The sequence below is a fragment of the Accumulibacter sp. genome (assembly GCF_031732815.1).
Classification (GTDB): Bacteria; Pseudomonadota; Gammaproteobacteria; order Burkholderiales; family Rhodocyclaceae; genus Accumulibacter.
On the sequence record NZ_JAVMKF010000207.1, the window covers coordinates 1 to 21,623 of the forward strand.

Annotated in this window: 25 protein-coding genes; 9 read left to right on the forward strand and 16 right to left on the reverse strand. The window is 62.9% G+C overall.

The annotated features are described in order from the left end of the window. Positions 1 to 161: 161 nt before the first annotated feature. The 4 genes from RKP46_RS13230 to RKP46_RS13245 all read right to left on the reverse strand — a co-directional run bounded on the left by RKP46_RS13230 (position 162) and on the right by RKP46_RS13245 (position 3,806). The gene (locus RKP46_RS13230; protein WP_311107067.1) at positions 162 to 1,211 is read right to left on the reverse strand and encodes a methyltransferase domain-containing protein; all 1,050 of its coding nucleotides are present in this window, start codon (positions 1,209 to 1,211) and stop codon (positions 162 to 164) included. Positions 1,212 to 1,518: 307 nt separating this feature from the next. After that, complete coding sequence (gene merA, locus RKP46_RS13235) at positions 1,519 to 2,949, reverse strand: mercury(II) reductase (protein ID WP_311107068.1); 1,431 nt, start codon at positions 2,947 to 2,949, stop codon at positions 1,519 to 1,521. Between the two features lie 101 nt (positions 2,950 to 3,050). Beyond that, entirely contained in the window at positions 3,051 to 3,383 is a 333-nt protein-coding gene (locus tag RKP46_RS13240) for a heavy metal-associated domain-containing protein (RefSeq protein WP_311107069.1), read from the reverse strand. Positions 3,384 to 3,407: 24 nt separating this feature from the next. Then, the gene (locus RKP46_RS13245; protein WP_311107070.1) at positions 3,408 to 3,806 is read right to left on the reverse strand and encodes a mercuric transporter MerT family protein; all 399 of its coding nucleotides are present in this window, start codon (positions 3,804 to 3,806) and stop codon (positions 3,408 to 3,410) included. Positions 3,807 to 3,883: 77 nt separating this feature from the next. On the opposite strand from RKP46_RS13245, the gene RKP46_RS13250 reads away from it, so the two are divergent. Further along, a complete protein-coding gene (locus RKP46_RS13250) occupies positions 3,884 to 4,297 on the forward strand; it encodes a helix-turn-helix domain-containing protein (protein ID WP_311107071.1) in 414 nt (137 codons plus the stop codon). 173 nt (positions 4,298 to 4,470) lie between these two features. On the opposite strand, the gene RKP46_RS13255 is transcribed toward RKP46_RS13250, so the two are convergent. The 4 genes from RKP46_RS13255 to RKP46_RS13270 all read right to left on the reverse strand — a co-directional run bounded on the left by RKP46_RS13255 (position 4,471) and on the right by RKP46_RS13270 (position 9,699). Then, the gene (locus RKP46_RS13255; protein WP_311107072.1) at positions 4,471 to 4,662 is read right to left on the reverse strand and encodes a hypothetical protein; all 192 of its coding nucleotides are present in this window, start codon (positions 4,660 to 4,662) and stop codon (positions 4,471 to 4,473) included. Positions 4,663 to 4,791: 129 nt separating this feature from the next. Continuing rightward, the gene (locus RKP46_RS13260; RefSeq protein ID WP_311107073.1) at positions 4,792 to 7,962 is read right to left on the reverse strand and encodes a CusA/CzcA family heavy metal efflux RND transporter; all 3,171 of its coding nucleotides are present in this window, start codon (positions 7,960 to 7,962) and stop codon (positions 4,792 to 4,794) included. Further along, a complete protein-coding gene (locus RKP46_RS13265) occupies positions 7,959 to 9,077 on the reverse strand; it encodes an efflux RND transporter periplasmic adaptor subunit (RefSeq protein ID WP_311107074.1) in 1,119 nt (372 codons plus the stop codon). The genes RKP46_RS13260 and RKP46_RS13265 overlap by 4 nt, the downstream gene beginning before the upstream one ends. A 295-nt stretch (positions 9,078 to 9,372) precedes the next feature. Continuing rightward, the gene (locus tag RKP46_RS13270) at positions 9,373 to 9,699 is read right to left on the reverse strand and encodes a hypothetical protein (protein ID WP_311107075.1); all 327 of its coding nucleotides are present in this window, start codon (positions 9,697 to 9,699) and stop codon (positions 9,373 to 9,375) included. A gap of 46 nt (positions 9,700 to 9,745) precedes the next feature. Between RKP46_RS13270 and RKP46_RS13275 the strand changes: the two genes are divergently transcribed. Beyond that, positions 9,746 to 10,237, forward strand: a complete 492-nt coding sequence (locus tag RKP46_RS13275; RefSeq protein ID WP_311107076.1) for a hypothetical protein — start codon at positions 9,746 to 9,748, stop codon at positions 10,235 to 10,237. Between the two features lie 104 nt (positions 10,238 to 10,341). On the opposite strand, the gene RKP46_RS13280 is transcribed toward RKP46_RS13275, so the two are convergent. After that, the gene (locus tag RKP46_RS13280) at positions 10,342 to 10,980 is read right to left on the reverse strand and encodes an FMN-binding negative transcriptional regulator (protein ID WP_311107077.1); all 639 of its coding nucleotides are present in this window, start codon (positions 10,978 to 10,980) and stop codon (positions 10,342 to 10,344) included. A 41-nt stretch (positions 10,981 to 11,021) separates the two neighbouring features. Continuing rightward, entirely contained in the window at positions 11,022 to 11,621 is a 600-nt protein-coding gene (locus tag RKP46_RS13285; RefSeq protein ID WP_311107078.1) for an XRE family transcriptional regulator, read from the reverse strand. Between the two features lie 98 nt (positions 11,622 to 11,719). On the opposite strand from RKP46_RS13285, the gene RKP46_RS13290 reads away from it, so the two are divergent. From RKP46_RS13290 to RKP46_RS13315, 6 genes are all read left to right on the forward strand, one after another. Continuing rightward, positions 11,720 to 12,847 (forward strand): PLP-dependent aspartate aminotransferase family protein, encoded by a 1,128-nt coding sequence (locus tag RKP46_RS13290; protein WP_311107079.1) that lies wholly within the window; start codon positions 11,720 to 11,722, stop codon positions 12,845 to 12,847. A 593-nt stretch (positions 12,848 to 13,440) separates the two neighbouring features. Then, positions 13,441 to 13,779, forward strand: a complete 339-nt coding sequence (locus tag RKP46_RS13295; RefSeq protein WP_311107080.1) for a hypothetical protein — start codon at positions 13,441 to 13,443, stop codon at positions 13,777 to 13,779. 93 nt (positions 13,780 to 13,872) lie between these two features. Further along, entirely contained in the window at positions 13,873 to 15,336 is a 1,464-nt protein-coding gene (locus RKP46_RS13300; protein WP_311107081.1) for a multicopper oxidase family protein, read from the forward strand. A 26-nt stretch (positions 15,337 to 15,362) separates the two neighbouring features. Further along, positions 15,363 to 15,803: a DUF411 domain-containing protein gene (locus RKP46_RS13305; RefSeq protein WP_311107082.1), complete on the forward strand. Its 441-nt coding sequence runs from the start codon at positions 15,363 to 15,365 to the stop codon at positions 15,801 to 15,803. Between the two features lie 31 nt (positions 15,804 to 15,834). Further along, the gene (locus tag RKP46_RS13310; protein ID WP_311107083.1) at positions 15,835 to 15,972 is read left to right on the forward strand and encodes a hypothetical protein; all 138 of its coding nucleotides are present in this window, start codon (positions 15,835 to 15,837) and stop codon (positions 15,970 to 15,972) included. Continuing rightward, positions 15,969 to 16,424, forward strand: a complete 456-nt coding sequence (locus tag RKP46_RS13315) for a c-type cytochrome (RefSeq protein WP_311107084.1) — start codon at positions 15,969 to 15,971, stop codon at positions 16,422 to 16,424. Before RKP46_RS13310 ends, RKP46_RS13315 begins: the two co-directional genes overlap by 4 nt. Before the next feature lie 232 nt (positions 16,425 to 16,656). Here RKP46_RS13315 and RKP46_RS13320 read toward each other — a convergent pair whose 3' ends face one another. From RKP46_RS13320 to RKP46_RS13340, 5 genes are read right to left on the reverse strand one after another with little or no spacing between them, the layout of a single operon-like run. Beyond that, a complete protein-coding gene (locus tag RKP46_RS13320; protein ID WP_311107085.1) occupies positions 16,657 to 17,250 on the reverse strand; it encodes a methyltransferase in 594 nt (197 codons plus the stop codon). Positions 17,251 to 17,258: 8 nt separating this feature from the next. Continuing rightward, positions 17,259 to 17,414, reverse strand: coding sequence for a hypothetical protein (locus RKP46_RS13325; RefSeq protein ID WP_311107086.1), 156 nt, complete (start codon positions 17,412 to 17,414; stop codon positions 17,259 to 17,261). Further along, complete coding sequence (locus RKP46_RS13330) at positions 17,411 to 18,037, reverse strand: SCO family protein (RefSeq protein ID WP_311107087.1); 627 nt, start codon at positions 18,035 to 18,037, stop codon at positions 17,411 to 17,413. Before RKP46_RS13330 ends, RKP46_RS13325 begins: the two co-directional genes overlap by 4 nt. Further along, positions 18,034 to 18,537 carry a copper chaperone PCu(A)C gene (locus RKP46_RS13335; protein WP_311107088.1) on the reverse strand — a complete coding sequence of 168 codons (504 nt, stop codon included), beginning with the start codon at positions 18,535 to 18,537 and terminating at the stop codon, positions 18,034 to 18,036. Before RKP46_RS13335 ends, RKP46_RS13330 begins: the two co-directional genes overlap by 4 nt. After that, positions 18,534 to 20,741: a heavy metal translocating P-type ATPase gene (locus RKP46_RS13340; RefSeq protein WP_311107089.1), complete on the reverse strand. Its 2,208-nt coding sequence runs from the start codon at positions 20,739 to 20,741 to the stop codon at positions 18,534 to 18,536. The genes RKP46_RS13335 and RKP46_RS13340 overlap by 4 nt, the downstream gene beginning before the upstream one ends. A gap of 67 nt (positions 20,742 to 20,808) precedes the next feature. Here RKP46_RS13340 and RKP46_RS13345 point away from each other — a divergent pair, with 67 nt between their 5' ends. Beyond that, a complete protein-coding gene (locus RKP46_RS13345) occupies positions 20,809 to 21,222 on the forward strand; it encodes a helix-turn-helix domain-containing protein (protein ID WP_311107091.1) in 414 nt (137 codons plus the stop codon). Between the two features lie 30 nt (positions 21,223 to 21,252). Here RKP46_RS13345 and RKP46_RS13350 read toward each other — a convergent pair. After that, positions 21,253 to 21,623, reverse strand: a 371-nt coding sequence (locus tag RKP46_RS13350; RefSeq protein WP_311107090.1) for a cytochrome P450, incomplete at its 5' end; no start/stop codon positions are given.

The window sequence follows — 21,623 nt, forward strand, 5'->3', positions numbered from 1 at the left end:
TATAGCAACTGGCGCAGGTGATGTTGCACAGCGTGCCGGTATTGACCCACAGCGTCTCAAGCCCGCCAAACGCCACCTGCGCCCGCGCCTCGCCCTTGGCGGTGATGTCAGGGTCGCTGAAGGGCAGCTTTTTCATCAGAATGTTCATGGTCGCGTCTCTGTCAGCAGCACGCGCCGGAAGACACAGCGGCGCTTGCGGTGTCATAAGGCATGGCGCTGCCGCAACCCTCAAAAATCCCGAAATGGCGCGAGAAGTCGCCGATAAATGAGAAGTGTCTGGCAAACCGGGTTTCCGCCAGCATGCGCCACGTGTTGCCGCAAACCGGAAACACTTTGCCGCGCGGGATCAGATGATGCTTGTCCAGGGCAAAAACGTCATGGGCATGGGCAATGCCGCCATTATAGATAACGGCTTGACCATAGTCCTCGCAGGCCGGTTCAAGTCCGTCGAGCTTGAACAACCGGTAGGTCGCCGAGAAAAACCGCGCCGGACTCAACCGCACAGCGATTGCCGGATCAAGGATGCCCACAGGGCGGTCGGTTACCAGACGCGGATCGGCAAACCCCGCCGATTTGGCAAGGTTCTGGAAGTCATTCCAGTAAAGTGCGCCGCCGAGGCACTCGCCGATCAATTCCGGGTCTTGCCGCACGGAATCAGGCAGTCTGCGATCGGCGTAGACGTCCGCAAAATACATTTCGCCGCCAGGTTTGAGCAATCTGTGCGCGCCGCGCAACACGGCCAGCTTGTCTGACGAGAGATTGATCACGCAATTCGACACGATGACGTCGAAACTGCCTGCTTCAAGATCCAGGTCGTCCAGACGTTCGATGAAGCCGTCAAGAAAGCGGACATTGCTCTTCGCATAGCCGAAACGCTGCCGGTGCCACGCATCATGTTTGCGCGCAACGCCAATCTGTTCGGGGGTCATATCAATGCCCGTGACTTCCCCGTGTGGGCCGACGAGCTGGGCAAGCGCGTAGACGTCCCGGCCAGCTCCACAACCCAGGTCAAGAATTCTGGCGCCCTCGAGCGCAAGCGGTGTGACCAGGCCGCAGCCATAATACTTGGCAAGGACCTCGTCGTGAACATTTGCCAGAGCAGCCCTGACATGGGCAGGCATGTCATCTGGCGTACAGCATGCTTCGGTCTTGAGATCGGCTGAACTTTGCAGTGTCTTGCCGTAATACGTCCTGACAACATCGATGTTCACGGAAGGGGCGCTCCAGAATCACGTTCAACCGCATCGTGTGCGGCGCACCTGCCCGATGTCATTCTAGATGCTCAGTCAGCAAAGAGAAATGCGAAAATCAGGTGCTTCAAAGCCGTCAGTATCAGCTTTGAGCGTGTCTGCCCTGCGCGCTGCAACGGATGGCGAGTGGCGTAGGGGCAGGCGAAATTTCAGCTGACGCCTGGCCACTGTCGGTAACAGCCCGCATGTGGCCGACAGATTGTGCTGTAACTCCCGGTCAGGCTGCTGAATTGCGCAGACATATGCACGCATCACCTGAAAAGCAGAGTCAACCCGCACAGCACGAAAGCTTCGCCACATCTCGATCAAACGCCTGGGCGGCCAGCTTCAGTCCTTCAACCGTGGTCAGGTAGGGGAAGATCAGCTCTCCGAGCGTCTTCGTGGTCATGCCGGACGTCAGCGCCAGCGCCAGCGTCTGGATGCTGTCGGCGCCCTCGGGCGCGAGGATCTGTCCGCCAAGCAGACGGTCGGTCCCGGCATCCGCCACCAGTTTGATGAGCCCGCGCGTGTCGCGGGCGGCCAGTGCGCGCGGCACGGCATCAAGCGGCAGGACGGATGTCTTGACCTCATGGCCGGCGGCTTTCGCCGCCGCCTCGCTCAGGCCCACGCCCGCCACCTGCGGTTCGGTGAACACGACCCAGGGCATGGCGCTGTTGTCGTAGGCGAGACTGTCGCCGTTCAGGGCGTTGAGGGCAGCGAGCTTCGCCCCATAGGCAGCCATATAGACGAACTGGTCGCGGTCGGTTACGTCGCCGGCGGCATAGACGCCCGTTTTCGAGGTCCGCATGCGATCATCGACGACGATGGCGCCACGGCTGTCCTGTTTGATGCCGACGCCGTTCAGGCCCAGCCCATCTGTGTTGGGCGTGCGTCCCGTAGCGATCAGCAACCGCTCCGCCTTCAGTTCGATCAGCCTGCCATCCTCCTTGACGCTGACGATTACACCCGTCTGGTCTTCCCGGCAGGCATCGTAGGCAACGCCGCAATGGAGGGTAATGTCCTCGGCACGGAAGGCCGCCGCCAGCGCGTCTGAAACCTCGGGCTCCACCTGCGGCAGAAGCCGCGACCGGCAGACGACGGTCACGGCGACGCCCATGCGCGCCATCATCTGGGCAAGCTCCGCGCCGATATAGCCGCCGCCGATGACGATCATGCTCTTCGGCAGCTCTTCCAGCTCCAGCAGCGTCGTGCTGGTCAGGTAATGCACCTTGTCGATGCCCGGGATCGGCGGCACGGACGGACGCCCACCTGTGGCGATGATGGTCTTTCCGGTGGAAATGGTCGTGTCATTGACGATGACGCCCGCGCCGTTCAGCCGCGCCGCGCCTTCGATATAAGCGATGCCGTCATACGCGGGCAGCAGGTCGGCATACTTCTTCTGCCTCAACGTCGAGACGAGGTCGTCCTTGGCGGCGATCAGCTTGCGCCAGTCAGTCACGCCCGCCTCGCCTGAAATCCCCGGAAACCGTCCCGCCGCCCGCGCGCCGTGCAGCGCCTCGGCCGCCCGGATCATGGTCTTCGACGGCACGCAGCCGACATTGACGCAGGTGCCGCCGATGGTCCCGTGGCCGATCAGCGCCACGTTGGCGCCCTGTTCGGCGGCCGTGATGGCGGCAGAGAACCCCGCCGAACCTGCGCCAATGACAGTGAGGTCGAAGGGCTTCCGCGATCGTTTATCGGGCGTGCAGCAATCTGCCATGTGATGGCGCTTTCATTTGGACGCACGACCCCATGACGTGGCCCAGCCGATGATGGGGCCAAGGCGCCGATTAAAGGCGGGAGGCGTGATTTGTTGAGGGCTCAGCCTGTTACGGAAGCTGGATATCCAGCATTTGTTGAGGCGGAAGCAATGGCGTCAGCACTTGTCACTGAGGGGTCGAAGACAACTGTCGCCGTCTTGGCATCAAAATCCACTGTCACCGAACTCACGCCGGGAACGCCTTCCATTGCTTTCTTGACGGTCACCGGACACAGCGCACAGGTCATGTTCTGCACGGCAAATGTCAGCGTTTCGAGCTTTGCGGTCTCCGCAAACGCCGGGCTGACGGGTGAATGCCATGCGCCACTTGCGATCACCACACCGCCCGCAATGGCAGCGGCGAGGCTGACAGAAATCAGAAGCGTCCGTTTCATTGAATGTCTCCTTTGCCAGAGTCGTCAGTAGAATAGCGGCGCCCACCAGTCGATAGAGAGCGCCAGAAGCACCAGTGCGGCTGCAACCCACAGAGCGGTCTTGGTGATGACGGCCGATTGCGGCTTTGCGCAGTAAGTGCCCTCTTCGCAGGCCGGTCTTGGCTTGAAATAGACCTGCCTGAAGCCGAGGGCGATGAAGACGAGCGCAATGCCCGCAACATACGGCTTGTAGGGCTCAAGCGCCGTCAGGTTGCCGATCCAGGCCCCGGAGATGCCAAGCATCACGAACAGCAGCGGCACCACGCAGCAGGCCGAAGCCAGAATGGCGCCGATCACACCGCCCGCCGCAAAGATGTTCCGCTTCCGGTCGCCGGCATCCTCTGTGGTTTGTACCGTTTGGATTCCTGCTTCGGGTGTACTCATGCGTCTTCGTCCTCGCTTTGGTTCTGAGCTTGAGGTAGGGTCTGTAGTAACTACAGACTCAAGAGGGTTTCGCAGGAATGGGCGGTCACGTTTTCGGGAAGACACTGAATCGCGCCAGTATTGCGCGGCGCGCAGGCTGCAACATGGAGACCATCCGGTACTATGAAAAAATCGGCATCATGCCCGAGCCACCGCGCACTGCGGGTGGCTACCGCGTGTATGATGAGATTCACGTGACGCGGCTGCGCTTCATTCTGCGTGGCCGGGAGCTGGGGTTCTCCATCGAAGAGCTGCGTGGGCTGCTTCAGCTGGTGGACAGAGGGACCCAAACCTGCGCGGAGGTGAAAGCGTTGACCGAACTGCACTTGGCCAATGTGCGGGCAAAGATCGCCGACCTCAGACGCATCGAGAACGTGCTTGCAGCAACGGCATCACAATGCTCGGGCCGGCATGTGCCAGAATGCCCCGTTCTGGAGGCACTGGCATCCTGATCAGCGAGGCCCTGCCGATCACAAACAGAATGCGCCGCTTCACCACGCGCGAAGAAAACGGGGCACCCGTCAGGCGGCGGCCTGCAGAAGCGCCCAGCCACTCTGGCCAATCCGGCAGGCCGTATGTTCACTGGCCCGCACATGCGGCGGCATCACCGGCTTCACGGCGCGGGTCAGGACCCGCACGCCAACGCCGCGCGCGACTGCCTCGCCAACCACAACTTCAAGATCAGAGAGCGGCAGACAGGCGTGCCGGTATTGACCCACAGCGTTTCAAGCCCGCCAAACGCAACCTGCGCCCGCTTTTCACCCTTGGCGGTGATGTCGGGATCACGGAATTTCAGCAGCGGTGGAGAAACGTTCATCAGGGGATGCCTCGGGCCAATGACGTGACTATTACGCAAACAGAGTGCCGGGGAAATGGCCGATACAGATACACTGACCCGCACACGCGGCGTCCGCAGGGCGAACGGCATGGGCTGGCTTCATCCGGATCAGGAGAGTTCCGGTTTTCTCTCTTTAGCCATTCCTGCCCCGGCTTGAGCAGCGCCGGGAGAGGCAAGCCTGCGTCCTTTGACCAGCGCATAGACCGCCGGGATGACCACCAGTGTCAGGACGGTTGACGATACCATGCCTCCGATCATCGGCACCGCAATCCGGCTCATCACCTCGGAGCCTGTCCCGTCCGCCCACAGGATCGGCAGAAGTCCCGCCATGATGGCGACAACTGTCATCATCTTTGGCCGCACACGTTCCACTGCTCCCGTCATGATGGATGCTTCCAGATCGGCGCGCCCGAAGGCCCGGTTCGCGCCGGCAGCTTCAGCCTGCCGCTCGGCGAATGCGTGGTCGAGATAGATCAGCATGATGACGCCGGTTTCTGCCGCCACGCCTGCCAGCGCGATGAACCCGGCTGCTGCCGCCACGGAGAGATTGAATCCCATCCACCACATGAACCACACACCGCCCACCAGCGCGAAGGGCAATGACAGCATGACGATCAGCGTTTCCGGCAGCCGCCGGAAATTGAGGAAGAGCAGAAGGAAGATGACCGCCAGCGTCATCGGCACAACAAGGGCAAGCCGCGCCTGGGCGCGCTCAAGGAATTCAAACTGCCCGCTCCAGCCAATGGAGTAGCCGGGTGGCAGCGTAACTTCGCCCGCAACGGCGGCCTGCGCGTCAGCAACATAGCCGCCAAGGTCTCTGCCCGTGATATCGACAAAGATATAGACGGCAAGCTGCCCGTTTTCGGTGCGGATGCTCGTGGCGCCACGGGTGCGCTCAATCCGCGCGATCTCTCCCAGCGGCACGAAGCCGCCGCCAGGCAGCGCCACCATCACCTCGCGCGCGATGGCGTCGGGATCCTGCCGCATGCCGGGAGGATAGCGCAGCGCGACGGTATAGCGCTCACGGCCCTCGACAGTCTGGGTCATGGCCTGCGCTCCCAGGGCAACGGCGATGACTTCCTGCACGTCCGCAATCGTAAGGCCATAGCGGGCAAGACGCGCGCGATCCGGCACAATGTCGAGATAATAGCCGCCGATTACCCGCTCAGCATAGGCGCTGGACGTTCCCGGCACGTTGCGCAAAACCGCCTCAACGGCGCGCGCTATGCGCTCCAGCTCGGCAAGGTCAGTGCCGAATATCTTCACGCCGACCGGCGTGCGGATACCGGTTGCGAGCATGTCAATCCGCGCGCGGATCGGCATCGTCCATGCATTTGACACCCCCGGAAACTGGAGCGCTGCATCCATTTCCGCCCGCAGGCTTTCGATGGTCACGCCTGGCCGCCACGCCTCGCGCGGTTTGAGCTGAATGATGGTCTCGAACATTTCCGTGGGCGCGGGATCCGTTGCTGTCATCGCCCGCCCGGCCTTGCCGAACACGGTCTCAACCTCCGGAAAGGCGCGGATGATGCGGTCCTGCATCTGCAGAAGCTCCGCCGCCTTGGTGACAGAAAGGCCCGGCAGTGTGGTGGGCATATACATGAGTGTGCCCTCATCCAGCGCAGGCATGAATTCCGAACCGAGCTGGCGCGCGGGCCACACCGTGGCGGCAAGCACCCCAAGGGCGATGAGAATCGTCAGCACCGGCGCCTTCAGCACATGGGCAATGACCGGGCGATAAATGGCGATGAGAAACCGGTTCACCGGATTCTTCTGCTCTGCCGTGATTTTTCCGCGCACAAAAATCACCATCAGGGCCGGTACCAGCGTCACCGACAGAAGCGCCGCGGCCGCCATGGCAAAAGTCTTGGTCCAGGCCAGCGGGCCAAACAGCCGCCCTTCCTGCCCCTCCAGCGTGAAGATCGGCAGGAACGAGACGGTGATGATGAGCAGGCTGAAGAAAAGTGCTGGCCCGACCTCGGCCGCTGCCGCAATCAGCACATTGATGCGCGGCGCGCCGGGCTCTGCCCGCTCGAGATGCTTGTGCGCATTTTCGATCATGACGATGGCCGCATCAATCATGGCGCCGATCGCAATGGCGATGCCGCCAAGACTCATGATGTTGGCGCCGATCCCCAGTGCGCGCATCGCGGCAAAGGCGATCAGAATGCCCACGGGCAGCATGATGACGGCAACAAGCGCTGAACGGACATGAAGGAGAAAAAGGAAGGTGACAGCCGCAACAACCAGACTTTCTTCAAGAAGCGTGCTGCGCAGCGTGTCGATGGCCGCAAGAATGAGGTTCGAGCGGTCATAGACCGGCACAACCTCGACCCCCTCGGGCAGGCTTTCCGAAATGACCGCAATTTCCGCTTTGGCATTCTCAATGACATCAAGCGCGTTCGAGCCCACGCGCTGCAGCACGATGCCGGATGCAACCTCACCTTCACCGTCAAGCTCCGTGATGCCGCGCCGCTCGTCGGGCGCCAGTTCGATCCGCGCCACATCACGCAGCAGGAGCGGCACGCCGTCCTGGGTCCGGACGGGCACAAGCTCCAGATCTTCCACACCGCGCAGATAGCCGCGGCTGCGCACCATGAACTCGAATTCGGAAAGCTCGACGGTACGCCCGCCAGTATCCATGTTGCTGGCCTGCACGGCGCTGGCCAGCTCCTGAAGGGTTACGCCCAGCGCCCGCATCCGGAGGGGGTCAACCGTGACAATGTACTGCTTGACGAAACCGCCCGCACTCGCGACTTCTGATACGCCCTCGGCGCGGCTGATGGCGAACCGCATCACCCAATCCTGCAGGGACCGCAGCTCGGCCAGCGTCAGATCCTTGCCCTTGAGCGCATACTGATAGACCCAGCCCACGCCGGTGGCGTCGGGGCCAAGCGCGGGTGTCACACCATCGGGCAGACGCGCCGCAGCGGCATTCAGATATTCAAGTACGCGCGAGCGCGCCCAATAGGGATCAACCCCGTCCTCAAAAATCACATAGACGAAAGAGACCCCGAAAAAAGAAAATCCCCTGACCACGCGCGAGCGCGGAACGGTCAGCATGGCCGAGGTGAGGGGAAAAGTGACCTGATCCTCGACTACCTGCGGCGCCTGTCCGGGGAATTCGGTAAGAACGATCACCTGCACATCCGAGAGGTCGGGAATGGCATCGACCGGCAGCGTGCGCAACGACCAGATGCCCGCCGCCGCCGCAAACGCCGTGGCAAACATCACAAGGAAAATGTTGCGGGCCGACCACGCAATGATGCGCGCAATCATGGCTGCACCCCGGCTGAATCAAGCGCCTTGAGCGCGGCATTGAGATTGCTCTCCGCGTCGATCAGGAAGGTCGCTGCGCTGACCACGCGGTCGCCTTCGTCCAGCCCTTCGGCAATTTCCACCATGCCGCCGCCGCGGCGGCCGGTTCTGACCGGCTGGGGCTTGAAGCGGCCTTCGCCCAGGTCGCGGATCACAACCTGCCGGTCGCCGGTACTGATGACCGCGCTGTCAGGCACCTGAAGGACAGATTCAGCCGAGAGCCTGATTTCAGCGTCCACAAACATGTTGACCCGGAACAGGCCATCCTTGTTGGGAAGCTCGATGCGCAGCCTGCCCGTACGCGTTACCAGATCGATTTCAGGGTGGATGATGCTCACCTGGCCTTCAATCGGAAGGCCTGTCAGGCCGGGAAAACTGATCCGCGCCAGTGCCCCTTCCCGCACCTGCGCGAGCTGCGCCTCGGGAAGTTCGGCAACGATCCAGACAGCCGAAAGATCTGCAATGCGGAAGAGCGTCTCTCCCGCTTTTGCCATCATGCCTTCGGAGGCCATGCGCTCCAGCACAACGCCGCTGCGCGGCGCAGAAAGCGGGATCGTGACTTCCGCCGTGCCATTGGCGGCAAGCCGGCTGATCACTTCCGGGGGAACGCCAAGATTTTCCAGCCGCTGGCGCGCCCCGCGCGCCTGCGCCGCGCCGCCACGCGAATCGCTCACGAAAAGCGCGATCGCTTTGGCGATTTCAGGCGAATAGAATGAGAAGAGCGGCGCGCCCGCCTCAATCCGTGCGCCCGTCGTCACGTCCGCAACGCTTTCGATGAATCCGTCAGTTCTGAGCGCAATGACACTGACCTGTCGCTCGTCGAGTGTGACGATTCCCGGCGCGCGGATGGAAACAGACAGCGGTGCGATGACGGCAGCAACAGTGCGCACACCCGTGCGCTGAAGCTTGCCTGCGCTCACCGTCACAGTGCCGTCTTCGCTCTCTTCTCCCTCATAGACCGGGATGTAATCCATCCCCATTGAGTCCTGCTTCGGCACAAGCGATGTGTCGGCAAGCCCCATCGGATTGCGGTAATAGAGAATCCGCCTTTCTCCCGCTGCTTCCCCGCCGCTCATCGCAGCCTCGTCATGCGGCGGTGGCAGCACGCCAGGCAGCAAGCCTCCCGCGCCAAGAAACCAGCCGGCAAGAGCGGCAAACAGGACGGTTGCAGCAAACGCTGCCGTCTTTTTCTGCGCGCTCATGCTTCAGCTCCCGGCTTGACCGGTGTGGAGGCAGGCGCAGCAGCAAAGCTGCACGGATGGGTGGCAGGCAAGGACATGGCGATTTCCCGGTGGATGAGAATCAGGGATCGTCCCCGTCATGGCAGACGGCGGACGCGGCATCACACGCGCCTGAAGGCGCGCTGCGGGATCAGATGCGCGGAGGACGCTTCAGCCCGTCCGGCACACGGCCGGCCAGTAGCGGCTCAAAACCGGAAAATGCTGCCGCACCCTGCACGCGGGACGCGGCAAGGGGCAGAGACGGCTGCAGCAAAAACGCGCCAGCAGCGCCGCACCGCAACAGCATGGCGCAGTCGCCATCGCAATCCTGATCGTCGGGACAAGGCCCGTCATCGCAGCAATGACCGGCCGCCTCCGGCATGGCCGCAGCCAGGTCAGCCGAAACATCCGGCGCCGTGAAGCCAAGAAGGCTCACGACCATCACAAGCGCCAGAAAGGAGCGAAGAACTGCTGACATGAGGGAAGCCTAGCACCGCAGACGCAAACCGGCAATCAAACCGCGCTTGACCGCCGCCTTTTCGCAAATGAAGTTAAGTGCGGAGATGACCAGACTAATATCAAGGGCTGGTTCACCACGCGCGAAGAAAACGGGGCACCCGTCAGGCGGCGGCCTGCAGAAGCGCCCAGCCGCTCTGGCCAATCCGGCAGGCCGTATGTTCACTGGCCCGCAAATGCGGCGGCATCACCGGCTTCACGGCGCGGGTCAGGACCCGCATGTGCTGCGCGCCATTGCGCGCGCCTGGAACTGGCGGCGCAAGATCGAGCGTGGCGAGGCATCGACCATTGCCGACATTGCCGGCGCCGAGAAGGTCGCCGACCGCTTCGTCAGCCGCATGATGCGACTGGCCTATCTCGCGCCGGACGTGCTGGAGAAGCTGCTCATCCAGCGCATACCGCCAGCGCTGTCGCTCAACGACCTGGTCGTCGTCGCCGAACTGCCGTGGGCGGAGCAGGTGGAGGCGGTGTTTGGCGCGGCATCGGGTTCTTCGCCGTGAGGCAGCATTCGACCTTATCGTGGTCGTTTATCGTTGTGAATGACGCCTCTTGAAGCGGACGCTAAGATGGATGAGGCTGTCGCGGTTTGGGATTTTCGCGACAGCTATTCCGGTTTTCTTGCCGCAGCCGCAAGCATTGCTCGCCCGAGCTGTCCATCGCCCTGCGCCAGCAAGGCCTCGCCGGCGCTACGAATATCACGCTGTTCCTTGTTCTGGCTGAGCTTGGCCTTGCCGACCAGCCGGGTTATCTCGATTTCCAGAGCGACAATCGCCTTCATCATGGAGTCCGTGAACTCCCTTGGCGCATCGCCCATCTTCCAAGGGACCGGCTGGTTTGCTTCATGCCGATGCGTCAGCTTGGCGACATTGCGCCGAACATGGCGTTCGTCGTCGTGAACGGTGATCCGTCCGTAGGCGTGGGCGACAAGATAGTTCCATGTCGGAACCTGCTTATGAAACTCGTGCTTGCTCGGATACCAGTTTGGCGAGACGTAGGCATCGGCCGCCCGGAACACCACAAGCACTTCGTCGCCCGTCACCACATCCTGCCACACCGCGTTGTTGCGGGCCACATGGCAATAGAGGGTGCCGTGTTCCCCTTTCTTGCGGTCGAGATCGAAGGGGATGTGATTAGCGTCCAGCCCGCTGGCTCCGTTGGTAATCAGGACGCCGAGCGGATGGCTCACCATCAGGTCGTGGAGAACATCCTGACTGGGTTCCTCGAAATGGGCGGGCACATACATGGAGGCTCATCCTTCGGATTTGCTGGCGGTCGGCTTGCGGATCATTGGGGCGCACCGTGTTCCAGCACCGCCATTGTAAAGACGGCAGGCACATCACCCACAGCGACATAGGAGTGCGGTTGATCGGTAATCAGTCTGGCGCTTTCGCCGGCGTTCAGGGTCAGCGCCTCATTGCCGACCGTGATCCGCAGGCTTCCCTGCGCGACGGAAATCAGCTCGCGCGTTCCTGGACTATGAGCGTCAGCGTCGGAGCCGTCGCCCGGCATGATGGTCCACGCCCACAGCTCGAACATCGTCCGGCCGGAGGTGGATGCGAGCAACCGCGCTTCGCTTCCCTTCGCGCTGGTCCAGAGGGTGTTCCCTTCTGTCCGCTCGATCGCGCTTCCTGAACCGGCGGGCAACGGATCGCTCACCAGATCGGACACCGATACCGAAAAGGCGGCCGCCAGTCGGCACAGGACGCCGATGCTCGGATTCGCCTTGCCCTGTTCCAGCGCCACGACCGTTCCTTTCGACAGGCCGGCGCGCTTCGCCAAGGCGTCGAGGCTCAGCCTGCGATCCTGCCGCAGAGTGCCGATGCGGGCGGCGAGCGCGGAGCCAAGTTGCTGCTCCGTTTCAATCATCAGCACCGTATCGGTCATTATATTGACTTTCCGCCATGTCCTAGCTACGGTCATTATAATGACCGACGCCGCGAACTTCAACGGGATTGCGGCAAAACCATAGGTGGGCCTTCCCGATGCAACTTGAGACAAAAGCCATCCATATTGGCCGTGGCGTCGATCCTTCGACCGGAGCCGTGTCGATTCCGCTTCACACCAGCACGACCTTTGAACGGGGTGCTAACGGTTCATTCCCGTCTGGCCTCGCCTATACGCGGGACGGCAACCCGACGCGCAACGCCTTCGAGGCAGCGATAGCGGCGCTTGAAGAAGGACACACCGCGATTGCGTTTTCTTCCGGCATGGCGGCGATCACCGCCGTTTTCGAGGGGCATCCGGGCGAGGGCCGCATCGTCGTTCCCGACGATATGTATTTCGGCATCCGCTCATTGATCGAGGAAACCGATATTGGGCGGCGGTTCGAATTCGTCGCCATCGACATGCGCGATCTCGAAGCCTTGCGCGCGGCGGTCACGGCCGCGCCGACTGGCCTTGTCTGGATCGAAACCCCGTCGAATCCGATGATCCGGGTTGTCGATGTGCGGGCCGCCTGCGGGATCGCCCGCGAAGCCGGTGCGCTCGCCGTGGTGGACAACACCTGGGCGACCCCGGTGCTTCAGCGTCCGCTCGAACTTGGCGCGGATGCCGTCATGCACTCGGCAACGAAATATATCGGTGGTCATTCGGACCTGATGGCGGGCGTCGTCATCGTGCCTGAAGCCTCGCCGCTCGAACGGCCATTGCGCATGATCCAGTGGCACAAGGGAAGCGTAGCCGCGCCCTTCGATTGCTGGCTGGCCCTGCGAGGGTTGCAGACGCTCCCGCTGCGGATGCGGGCGCATTGCGCCGGCGCGCAGAAGGTGGCGGAGGCGCTGGCGGCTCATCCGCGTGTCGAGAACGTGCTGTTTCCCGGCCTGACGGACGATCCCGGACACGCTTTGGCAGGACAGCAGATGGACGGCTACGGCGCGATGCTGTCATTCATCGTTGAGGGTGGGGCTGACGCCGCGATGGCTATGGCGGCACGGCTCAAACTCGTGACGCGGGCAACAAGCCTTGGCGGCACACATTCCCTTATCGAGCACAGGGCGTCGGTCGAAGGGCCGAGTTCGATGGCACCGGCTGGACTGTTGCGCCTTTCCGTTGGATTGGAGCATCCAGACGATATTCTCGCGGACCTGAATAGCGCGCTGGATGCGCTCTAGCGGCTCGCTAACAGTCCTGTCACACACGCAGAAAGGACGCTGTCACGCTCCTTCAAGCCAAAAGCTGCCAGTCCGTTTCCCGCCCCATTGCCGACCTTGCCCCGCAGACCTGACATCACTCCGTTCCATTGCGCCCCAATGCGCTCGAAAACGCCCACCTCGGGTGACTCAGATCGGGCCAGTTGGCGGCGGAACCCGTTACAACTCGGGCGTAGTTCCAAAATGCCAATGCATTGAAATTGCGTGATCTTTTCCGACCGAACCAAATCGACCGAGGTTCGCATGGTTTGAGACAAAAGCCATTCTGAGACTGGAAATCGGCTCCTGGCCAGTCTCAGAGGTTCGGTCGCTTCTGCTAAACCCCTTTGAAATCAAAAGGAATTTCGGCGCTCAAATCGGGGTGTGGGGAGTTCGCAACATAAAACTGGCGGAGGGGATGGGTCTGATATCCAACCTTCTCTGGCGCGGCTCTACTCCGAATTGCACAGGTTCCGCAAGCTGGCTCGTGCGTAGATCCGGCAGTCGTCCCTTCACCGATTGCCCGCGGCAATCCTAATCTCGACTTATTGCGCTGACAGGAATAGCTTGACCTTATGAGCAAGCTCGTCCGCATATTCGCGTTCGTCTTTCTCGCAGCCTTCGCTGCGGGCACGGCGGCGAATGCGGCGGCTGCTACCCAAATGTCGCTGATGATGTCCATGGCAAATATGGACGACGGCGGTATGGCGGACTGTCAGGACTGTCCCGGCGATGACGCTCAGACGTCGGCATGCGACCAGTTCTGCGTGACCACCCTAGCCGCGATCTGCACGCCTGCAGGGACAGTCCTGCCGAATGTCACGGATGTCGTGGTGATCGGTACCGCGGCATCGCCCGGTGGTCGTGTCGGGCCGCCCGATCCCTATCCTCCCCGAACCATACACATGGGCTGAAGCGGCCGCGGCAAGATCGCTCGCAGCCGACCGTCGACGCGCCCTGGCTACGCTCCGCGCGTCACATCAGGCTATTCCACGGACGGTTGATCCATGTCCTATCCACGTCTTCCGGCGCTGACGCGTCGAGCCTTCCTCGCATCAGCCGCCGTTGTCTCGGCGAGCACGATTCTTCGATCGCAAGCCCGCGCGACGAGCGTTCGGGCGTTCCACTTGCGCGCCGGATACGGTCGGGCCCAGATCGCACCCGAACCCTACGGCCAGACACCCGTCTGGTGCTATGACGGGAGCCTGCCTGGCCCGGAGATCCGCGTCCGTCAGGGAGAACGCCTGCGGATCGCGGTCGCGAACGCGTTAGACGAGGAAACGACAGTGCATTGGCACGGCGTGCGCGTCCCGAACGCCATGGACGGCGTGCCTCACCTCACTCAGGCGCCGATCGCGCCCGGCGAAGTATTCGTTTATGAGTTCGACGCAGTCGATGCGGGCACCTTCTGGTATCACCCGCACCATCGCAGCTTTGAGCAGGTCGGACGCGGTCTCTACGGCCCAATGATCGTGGAGGAAGCCGTTCCGGTCCAAGTCGACCGCGATCTCACGTGGCTGCTGTCCGACTGGCGGCTGACCAGATCGGCGGAGGTGCGGGATGATTTCGGCAACCGCCACGACATGATGCACAACGGCCGGGTGGGCAACACGGTCACGATCAACGGCCGCGTGCCAGATACCTTTCCTGTGCGCAAGGGAGAGCGCATTCGCCTGCGCCTGATCAACGCCGCCAACGCACGGATCTTCGGTCTCGATTTCGGGAGCCATGAGCCCGTCGTCATTGCGCTCGACGGACAGCCGGTCGAGCCGCATGCGCCGGAAGGTCGGCTGGTGGTCCTCGGACCCGCCATGCGCGCTGACGTCATCCTCGACATGACCGCTGATGCAGGAAGCCAGGTTTCCGTGGTGGATCGTTTCTACGAGGGGCTGGAGTACCGTCTGGTTGATCTTGCCTACGAGAAGCAGCCGCTGAGGGACACGGCACCAGACTGGCCGCTCGCCCTCCCGCCAAACCCGCTGCCGGAGCCAGAGCTCGCGACGGCCGCCCGTCACGAGGTCACCTTCAACGGCGGCATGATGGGAGCCATGGTCATGCAGGAGATGGGCGGCAGCATGGGAGAGGCCGCGCCGGGAGGCATGATGGGCGGGATGGGCTCGATGATGAACATGATGCATTCCGGCGGCATCTGGTTCGTCAACGGCGTGGCGGCGGAAGGTCACATCATGGACCCGATACTGACGCTGGCGCGGGATAAAAGCCATGTCATCGCGATGACGAACGCGACGGCCTGGCATCACCCGATCCACCTGCACGGCCATTCCTTCCGGGTGATCTCCCGGAACGGCAAGCCGACCCGCCACCGCGAATGGCAGGACACGGTGCTCATGTCACCTCGAGAGCGCGTCGAGATCGCTTTCGTCGCCGACAATGTGGGCGACTGGATGCTCCACTGCCACGTTCTCGAACATCAGGCCGCAGGAATGATGGGTGTCTTCCGCGTCGCCTGACCAATTATCTCGAAAGGAGAACCGAAATGCGAACAATACTGAGCGCCGTCGCTCTTGCCTCCTTCGTCTGGGGCACTGCCCCGGCATTGGCTGGTGAGAAGGATGTCACCCTTTACAAGAACCCGCAGTGTGGCTGCTGCGAGGGCTATGCCGACTACCTGCGGGACAACGGCTTCACCGTCACCACCAAGCCCACGCACGATCTGGCCGAAATGAGCCGGCAGGCGGGCATCCCCGACGAGTTCCAAGGCTGTCACCTTTCATTCATCGATGGCTACGTCGTCAGCGGCCACGTCCCCATAGACACGGTCGAGAAACTCCTGACCGAGCGGCCCGACATCGCCGGCGTGACGCTACCCGGCATGCCGCTGGGCTCGCCCGGCATGAGCGGCGTGAAGGAGGCACCCTTCGAGATGCTGGAGATCACAACGTCCGGCACTATCGGCGGAGTCTACGCGCGCGAATAGCAGGCCTGACAATCTTGACCGGACGAACCCGATGATGGACGGCGGAATGATGGACGGCATGAGCGGCATGATGCTGGGTATGGGCCTTGGATGGCTCCTGCTCATCGTCATACTCGTTCTCTCAGCCGCGGCGCTGGTGAAGTACCTCTTCTTCAGCGGCAGGAAATGAGAAGTACCCCGATCCTGGCGGTGATGGCCATGCTTGCGGGAGCCGCTGTGATGGCGTGGGTCTGGCTGTTCGGAGCGGGCTCGGGCGAGGCCGCGGGGATTGCGCAGGGACGGCAACTCTATGCCGAACACTGTGCGGTCTGCCATGGCGCCAACTTGGAAGGTCAATCGGACTGGAAGAGGCCGCTTCCTTCGGGGCGCATGCCCGCCCCGCCTCACGACGCCTCCGGGCACACCTGGCATCATCCCGATGGGGTCCTCTTCCGGATCACCAAGGAGGGTCCCGCAGCCGTGGTTGGAGACGGATACGAAAGCGACATGCCGGGATTCGGGAACATGATGAGTGACGAGGAGATCCGTGCCGTCCTGGCCTTCGTCAAGAGCACCTGGCCGGAGCGGGAGCGCGCTTATCAGACGGAGATGAGCCGGCGCGAGAAGGACGAGGCGCGTTGAAGGTAATGCCTGTCGACGCTTGCGTCGGCGTCTTGGCGGCCGTTTTGCTGCCGGCCATCGCGTTGCACGAGCCCACCAGAGCCCGACGTCGCCGAGGACAGAGCCGCGCGATCGCTAGAGGACTGGCGCGGCAAGCTCGTGTTTTGCTCAAGGTCTGGAGTGATCTGGTGCGCGACTTGCAGCGCGAGAATGCCAACGCTGGGGCGAACTGCCTCTCGACAATCCGATACGGTCAGATCCAGCGTCGCACCTCCCTTCTGTACGTCTGATATTCGGCACCGAGGTCGCCCTCCAGGACCCGTTCCTCGATCCGGACCTGACGGTGCACAGCCGCAAGCAGCAGGAAGCTCAGGGTGAATTGGATGAGGTTAGGCAGCGCGAGAGCCAACCCGAGGAACAGCATCACCTGACCGACGAACACAGGGTTGCGCGAGAAGGCGAACGGTCCTGTTCGTACGATGGTGCCGAGCTGCCCCGACGCTGCCCCGATCCTCCAGGATCGGCCCATATGGATCTGAGAATAGAGCGCGAGGCCTGCTCCGGCCGAGGCGAGGGCGGCTCCGACCAGATCGCCGAAGCGGCCGTCGAGTGCGTTGTGTACCGGGGCGGCCAGTGGGTCGCCTAACACCAGCGCCGTCAGCGCGTAGAAAGCGACGCCGACGAAGGAGAGTCGGAACAGGAGCGCTGGGAGCGCCTGGCTCTCCGATCCCTTGCCGAACAGCCAAAATGATTGGCCCGACGCCCGTGCCGCACGGGCCGTCAGAATTAGGAATAGCGCCATATAGACCAGCACTATTGCAGAGCAGACGGTCTCGATCGGTGACATGTTGGTCTTCAGGCCAGCCGATCAGGGATAGCTCGGGTAAATTTCGGTCGATCCGTCGCGGCGCACCAGAAGCACGTCATAGGATCGGCATCCATCATGAGCGAGGCGGCAACGGCGAGTCCGGTTGTGCGAACAAAGGACACGGCATCTTCTCCTTTGTTCATGCGGCCGTGTCCGCCAAGCGGCGGAGCTTCCGAAGCTGGGTTTCTCTCGGCTCGTGCAAATCGAGCGTGCCCATGAACTCGCCCTCGGCATCCATCAGGTAGACGCCAGCGGTGTGGTCCATCGTGTAGTTGCCGCCTTCCAGCGGCACTTTCTCGTAATACGCGGCGAACGCCTTCGCGGCCTGATCCGTCTGTTCCTTCGTGCCGCGCAGGGCGAGAATGCGGGTGTCGAACGAGGTCATGTAGCTTGCCAGCAGTTCCTGCGTATCGCGCTCGGGATCGACGGTGATGAACAGCGGCTTGATCTTGTCGGCATCCGGCCCGAGGTCCGCCAGCAGGCCGCTCAGCTCGAAGAGCGTCGTCGGGCAAATGTCGGGGCAATGCGTGAAGCCGAAGAAGACGAGATAGGGCTTTCCCTCCAGGTCCTCGTCGGTCAGCGTCTCGCCCCCATGCGTTGTCAGCTCGAACGGACCGCCGATCGCGGCAACGCCCGTGACCGTGCTCGAAGTGAGCGCTCCAGGCTTCTCGACGCCCGGCAGGATGCCACTGAAGGCCAACAGCACACCCCCGACGATCGCCACCGCGCCCCAGGCCGTGATGCGGATGATCTTCAACGCTTTCATTGTGATACGGGCGCTCCGTGGCCTTCGTGGTTCTGAGGCGCTTCCGGCGTTGCGCCCATCGGCACAATCGCGAACTCCACCGCGACATCGCCGGCCTTCTCGAAGGTAAGCGTTGCCGGAAAGCGCTCGCCGTCCTTCAGCGGCTTTGCCGGATCGACGAACATGATGTGGGCGGCGCCGGGCTCCAGCCTGAGGGTTTCGCCGGGCGCGATTGCAATTCCGTCTTCGGCGGGACGCATCCGCGCCACGCCGTCAGTTATTGTCGACTCGTGAATCTCCACGGCCTCGGCGGCATCCGAGGAGCCGCCGAGAAGGCGGTCGGGCTCGGTGCCGGTGTTGGTAATGGTGAGATAGCCGCCAGCGACTGGTGCTCCGGGCGGCGTCGCCCGCGCCCAGGGATGGTCAATCGCGAGTGGCCCGGCCTCGTAGTCATGAGCAAGCACACCCTGCGTTGCCGCGCTCAGTACCAGGCCGAGCGCGAGGGTCTTCACCAGTTTCATCCTGTCACTCCGATTCTTTCGTTTTTGGCTGCGCTCGCACCCCTGCCGCTCGTCGAAGCGCGATTGGCACGGAAGCGAAGGAGCCGCAGCGCATTGATCGTGACGAGCACGGTGGCGCCAGTATCGGCCAGGATCGCCATCCAGAGCGTCGTCGTGCCGGTGAGCGTCGTAACCAGGAAAACGGCCTTGAGGCCGAGCGCGAGAGCGATGTTCTGCCAGATATTGCCCAGCGTCGCACGCGACAGCTCCACCAACTCGGCCACACCCGTAACCCGGTTCTTCAGAAGCGCCGCGTCGGCTGTTTCCAACGCGACGTCGGTGCCACCGCCCATGGCGATGCCCACCGAGGCAGCTGCCAGCGCCGGCGCATCGTTAATGCCGTCCCCCACCATAGCAACGCCACCATGCGCTCTCAGCGCGCCGATCTCGGAGAGCTTGGCGTCGGGCAGCAGTTCCGTTTTGGCTTCCATTCCCAGACCGCCAGCGATTGCAGCAGCCGTGCGCGCGTTGTCGCCGGTCAGCATGACAGCCCGGACGCCGAGCTCGTTAAGGCGTGCCACGCCGGCGGCGGCATCCTCGCGCGGCTCGTCGCGCAGGGCGATGATGCCGAGGATCCTCTTGCCGCTCAGCAGCACAACGGCGGTCTTGCCTTCGAACTCCAGCGATCTCAGGCGGGCACCGATCTCTTCGGGTACCTCGGCTTGCTCAGCCGCGTAGCGCGGTGAGCCAACCGAAACGAAGCCCTCCCGAAGGCGTGCCGTTACGGCCTTGCCGGGGACCGCCATCGCCCCGCCGAACGTCTTCGGCAGCTCCAGGCCGCGGGCCTCCGCCGCCTCGACGATGGCGGCGCCGAGCGGGTGGCTGGACCCGCTTTCGACTGCGGCGGCCTTGGCGAGGATTTCGGCATCGTCGCCCTCGAGGGCAATGACATCCGTCACGCGCGGCCGCCCGACCGTAAGCGTTCCGGTCTTGTCAAAGGCGACCGTGCGCACTTTGCCCAGCGTCTCAAGCGCGGCGCCGCCTTTCACGAGAAGCCCGCGCCGGGCACCTGCGGCCAGTCCGGAAGCGATCGCCGCCGGCGTCGAGATGACGAGCGCGCATGGACAGGCGATAAGCAGCGTCGCTAGGCCGCGATAGACCCAGGTCGACCATTCCGCCCCGAACAGCAGCGGAGGCGCGATCATGATCAGGGCGGCAACCGCCATGGCGGCGGGTGTGTAATAGGTGCTGAACCGGTCGATGAAGCGCGCCGTCGGGGCTTTCGAGCCTTGCGCCTCCTCTACGAGATGAATGATGCGTGCAATCGTGTTGTCGGCGGCCGTCCGCGTGATCCGCACCCGCAGCACGCCATTGGCGTTGATGCTGCCGGCAAAAACGGCGCTGCCCGGCTCCTTAAGGACCGGCACCGACTCGCCCGTGACGGGCGCCTCGTCCAGCTCGGACGAGCCCTCGACAACCTCTCCATCGGAAGGCACGCGATCGCCAGGGCGGACCACGACGATATTGCCGATGGCGAGCCGTTCGACCGGAACTTCCGCAACAGTTCCATCTCGCTCCAGGCGGGCGACGCGCGGCACGAGGTTCATCAGCGAAGCGATCCCGGAGCGCGCCCGTCCTGCGGCGACGTTCTCGAGCAGCTCGCCTACCGCGAACAGGAAGACCACGACGGCGGCCTCTGCGCCCTCGCCAATCGCGATGGCGCCGATCGCGGCAACGGACATCAGGGTTTCGATGCTGAAGGGCGTACCATGACGTGCCCCGGCGACTGCACGCCGGGCGATCGGCACGAGGCCGAGACCCGCCGCCGCCACATAGGCCCAGTCCGCCACATCCGGCGCAATCGTCGCGACTGCGAAGGCCAGAGCAAGGAGCGCGCCGGTGCCGAGAACGAGCTGGCCTTTGCCGGTGCGCCACCAGGTCCGATCGACGGTCTCAGGTCGGTCAGGCGGGACATTTTCGTCCGCCATAGGCTCGCCGCCCACGGGGTACGGCGTGTAACCGAGCGAGCGGATGCGCTCCTCGATCACCGTGCGCGACGTGCGGTCCTCGTCCAGAACGAGCGAGAGCATCTCCAGTCCGACATTCACATTGATGTCGCTGACGCCGGGCAGACGTTTCAGTCCGTTCTCGATTTTGAGTCCGCAGGCCCCGCAATCCATGCCTTCGACGCGGAGCTTAAGCGCACTGGCTGGCGCAACTGCCATGATGTCACCTCGACTTGTTCGATGTGACATCGCATATAGACCCTGTAGCAACTACAGGGTCAAGATGATGACGCGCGAAAAGTTCTCAATCGGCGATTTGGCCAAGGCGACCGACACGAAGGTAGAGACGATCCGGTATTACGAGCGCATAGGGCTCTTGCCGGAGCCAGCACGCACTAGCGGCAATTACCGGAGCTATTCGGCCGCGCATCTCGGTCGCCTCAGCTTCATTCGCCGCGCGCGCGATCTCGGCTTCTCGATCGAGCAGGTGCGCGACCTCCTCGGACTTTCCGATCAGCGCGATCGACCTTGTGAGGCTGTTGACGCGATCGCCCGGGAGCATCTCGGCGAAGTGCAGCGCAAGATCCGGGACCTTCAGGCCCTGCGCCGCGAGCTGGACAGCATTCTCAGCCAGTGCGGATGCGGCACAATCGCCGAATGCCGGATTATCGAAGCGCTGTCGCCCAACGATCATCGCTGAGCTGAAGCCCCGCGGCAGGAGTATGGGGGGTCAGCTTACCCGGCTGATGATGAACCGGCTTTGGGGTAATGCGGGCAGCCGTGAGTAGTCGATCCGCAAATCTTGCTCCGGCACTTGGTATCTGATCCGTCTGGTCAGAACGTCTGACGCCTGCTTCATCAGCTGGATTGTGATCCACTCGCCAGCGCAGCGGTGGTCGGCGTTGTGATCCCCGCCGCCCTGAGGAACGAAGTTGAACGGGCTGCCGTCCCAAGCACGAAATCGTTCAGGCCAAAAAGCCTCGGGTGAGTCCCACGTCCTGGCGTCGTGGTTCGTTCCGTAAAGATCCAGGATAACGCGTCGCCCGCTAGAGCATGATCCATTCATATGGAAGCATATCCTGAGTTGGAGAGATAGTTTGA

Bases quoted from the DNA above. Each gene is read 5' to 3' on its own strand.
- RKP46_RS13310 (WP_311107083.1), top strand. From the start codon at position 15,835: ATGATGGACGGCGGAATGATGGACGGCATGAGCGGCATGATGCTGGGT.
- RKP46_RS13345 (WP_311107091.1), top strand. From the start codon at position 20,809: ATGACGCGCGAAAAGTTCTCAATCGGCGATTTGGCCAAGGCGACCGAC.
- RKP46_RS13305 (WP_311107082.1), top strand. From the start codon at position 15,363: ATGCGAACAATACTGAGCGCCGTCGCTCTTGCCTCCTTCGTCTGGGGC.
- RKP46_RS13320 (WP_311107085.1), bottom strand. From the start codon at position 17,250: ATGTCACCGATCGAGACCGTCTGCTCTGCAATAGTGCTGGTCTATATG.
- RKP46_RS13280 (WP_311107077.1), bottom strand. From the start codon at position 10,980: ATGTATGTGCCCGCCCATTTCGAGGAACCCAGTCAGGATGTTCTCCAC.
- merA (WP_311107068.1), bottom strand. From the start codon at position 2,949: ATGGCAGATTGCTGCACGCCCGATAAACGATCGCGGAAGCCCTTCGAC.
- RKP46_RS13300 (WP_311107081.1), top strand. From the start codon at position 13,873: ATGTCCTATCCACGTCTTCCGGCGCTGACGCGTCGAGCCTTCCTCGCA.
- RKP46_RS13335 (WP_311107088.1), bottom strand. From the start codon at position 18,537: ATGAAACTGGTGAAGACCCTCGCGCTCGGCCTGGTACTGAGCGCGGCA.
- RKP46_RS13245 (WP_311107070.1), bottom strand. From the start codon at position 3,806: ATGAGTACACCCGAAGCAGGAATCCAAACGGTACAAACCACAGAGGAT.
- RKP46_RS13240 (WP_311107069.1), bottom strand. From the start codon at position 3,383: ATGAAACGGACGCTTCTGATTTCTGTCAGCCTCGCCGCTGCCATTGCG.
- RKP46_RS13295 (WP_311107080.1), top strand. From the start codon at position 13,441: ATGAGCAAGCTCGTCCGCATATTCGCGTTCGTCTTTCTCGCAGCCTTC.
- RKP46_RS13325 (WP_311107086.1), bottom strand. From the start codon at position 17,414: ATGAACAAAGGAGAAGATGCCGTGTCCTTTGTTCGCACAACCGGACTC.
- RKP46_RS13285 (WP_311107078.1), bottom strand. From the start codon at position 11,621: ATGACCGATACGGTGCTGATGATTGAAACGGAGCAGCAACTTGGCTCC.
- RKP46_RS13260 (WP_311107073.1), bottom strand. From the start codon at position 7,962: ATGATTGCGCGCATCATTGCGTGGTCGGCCCGCAACATTTTCCTTGTG.
- RKP46_RS13315 (WP_311107084.1), top strand. From the start codon at position 15,969: ATGAGAAGTACCCCGATCCTGGCGGTGATGGCCATGCTTGCGGGAGCC.
- RKP46_RS13270 (WP_311107075.1), bottom strand. From the start codon at position 9,699: ATGTCAGCAGTTCTTCGCTCCTTTCTGGCGCTTGTGATGGTCGTGAGC.
- RKP46_RS13290 (WP_311107079.1), top strand. From the start codon at position 11,720: ATGCAACTTGAGACAAAAGCCATCCATATTGGCCGTGGCGTCGATCCT.
- RKP46_RS13255 (WP_311107072.1), bottom strand. From the start codon at position 4,662: ATGAACGTTTCTCCACCGCTGCTGAAATTCCGTGATCCCGACATCACC.
- RKP46_RS13250 (WP_311107071.1), top strand. From the start codon at position 3,884: ATGGGCGGTCACGTTTTCGGGAAGACACTGAATCGCGCCAGTATTGCG.
- RKP46_RS13340 (WP_311107089.1), bottom strand. From the start codon at position 20,741: ATGGCAGTTGCGCCAGCCAGTGCGCTTAAGCTCCGCGTCGAAGGCATG.
- RKP46_RS13330 (WP_311107087.1), bottom strand. From the start codon at position 18,037: ATGAAAGCGTTGAAGATCATCCGCATCACGGCCTGGGGCGCGGTGGCG.
- RKP46_RS13265 (WP_311107074.1), bottom strand. From the start codon at position 9,077: ATGAGCGGCGGGGAAGCAGCGGGAGAAAGGCGGATTCTCTATTACCGC.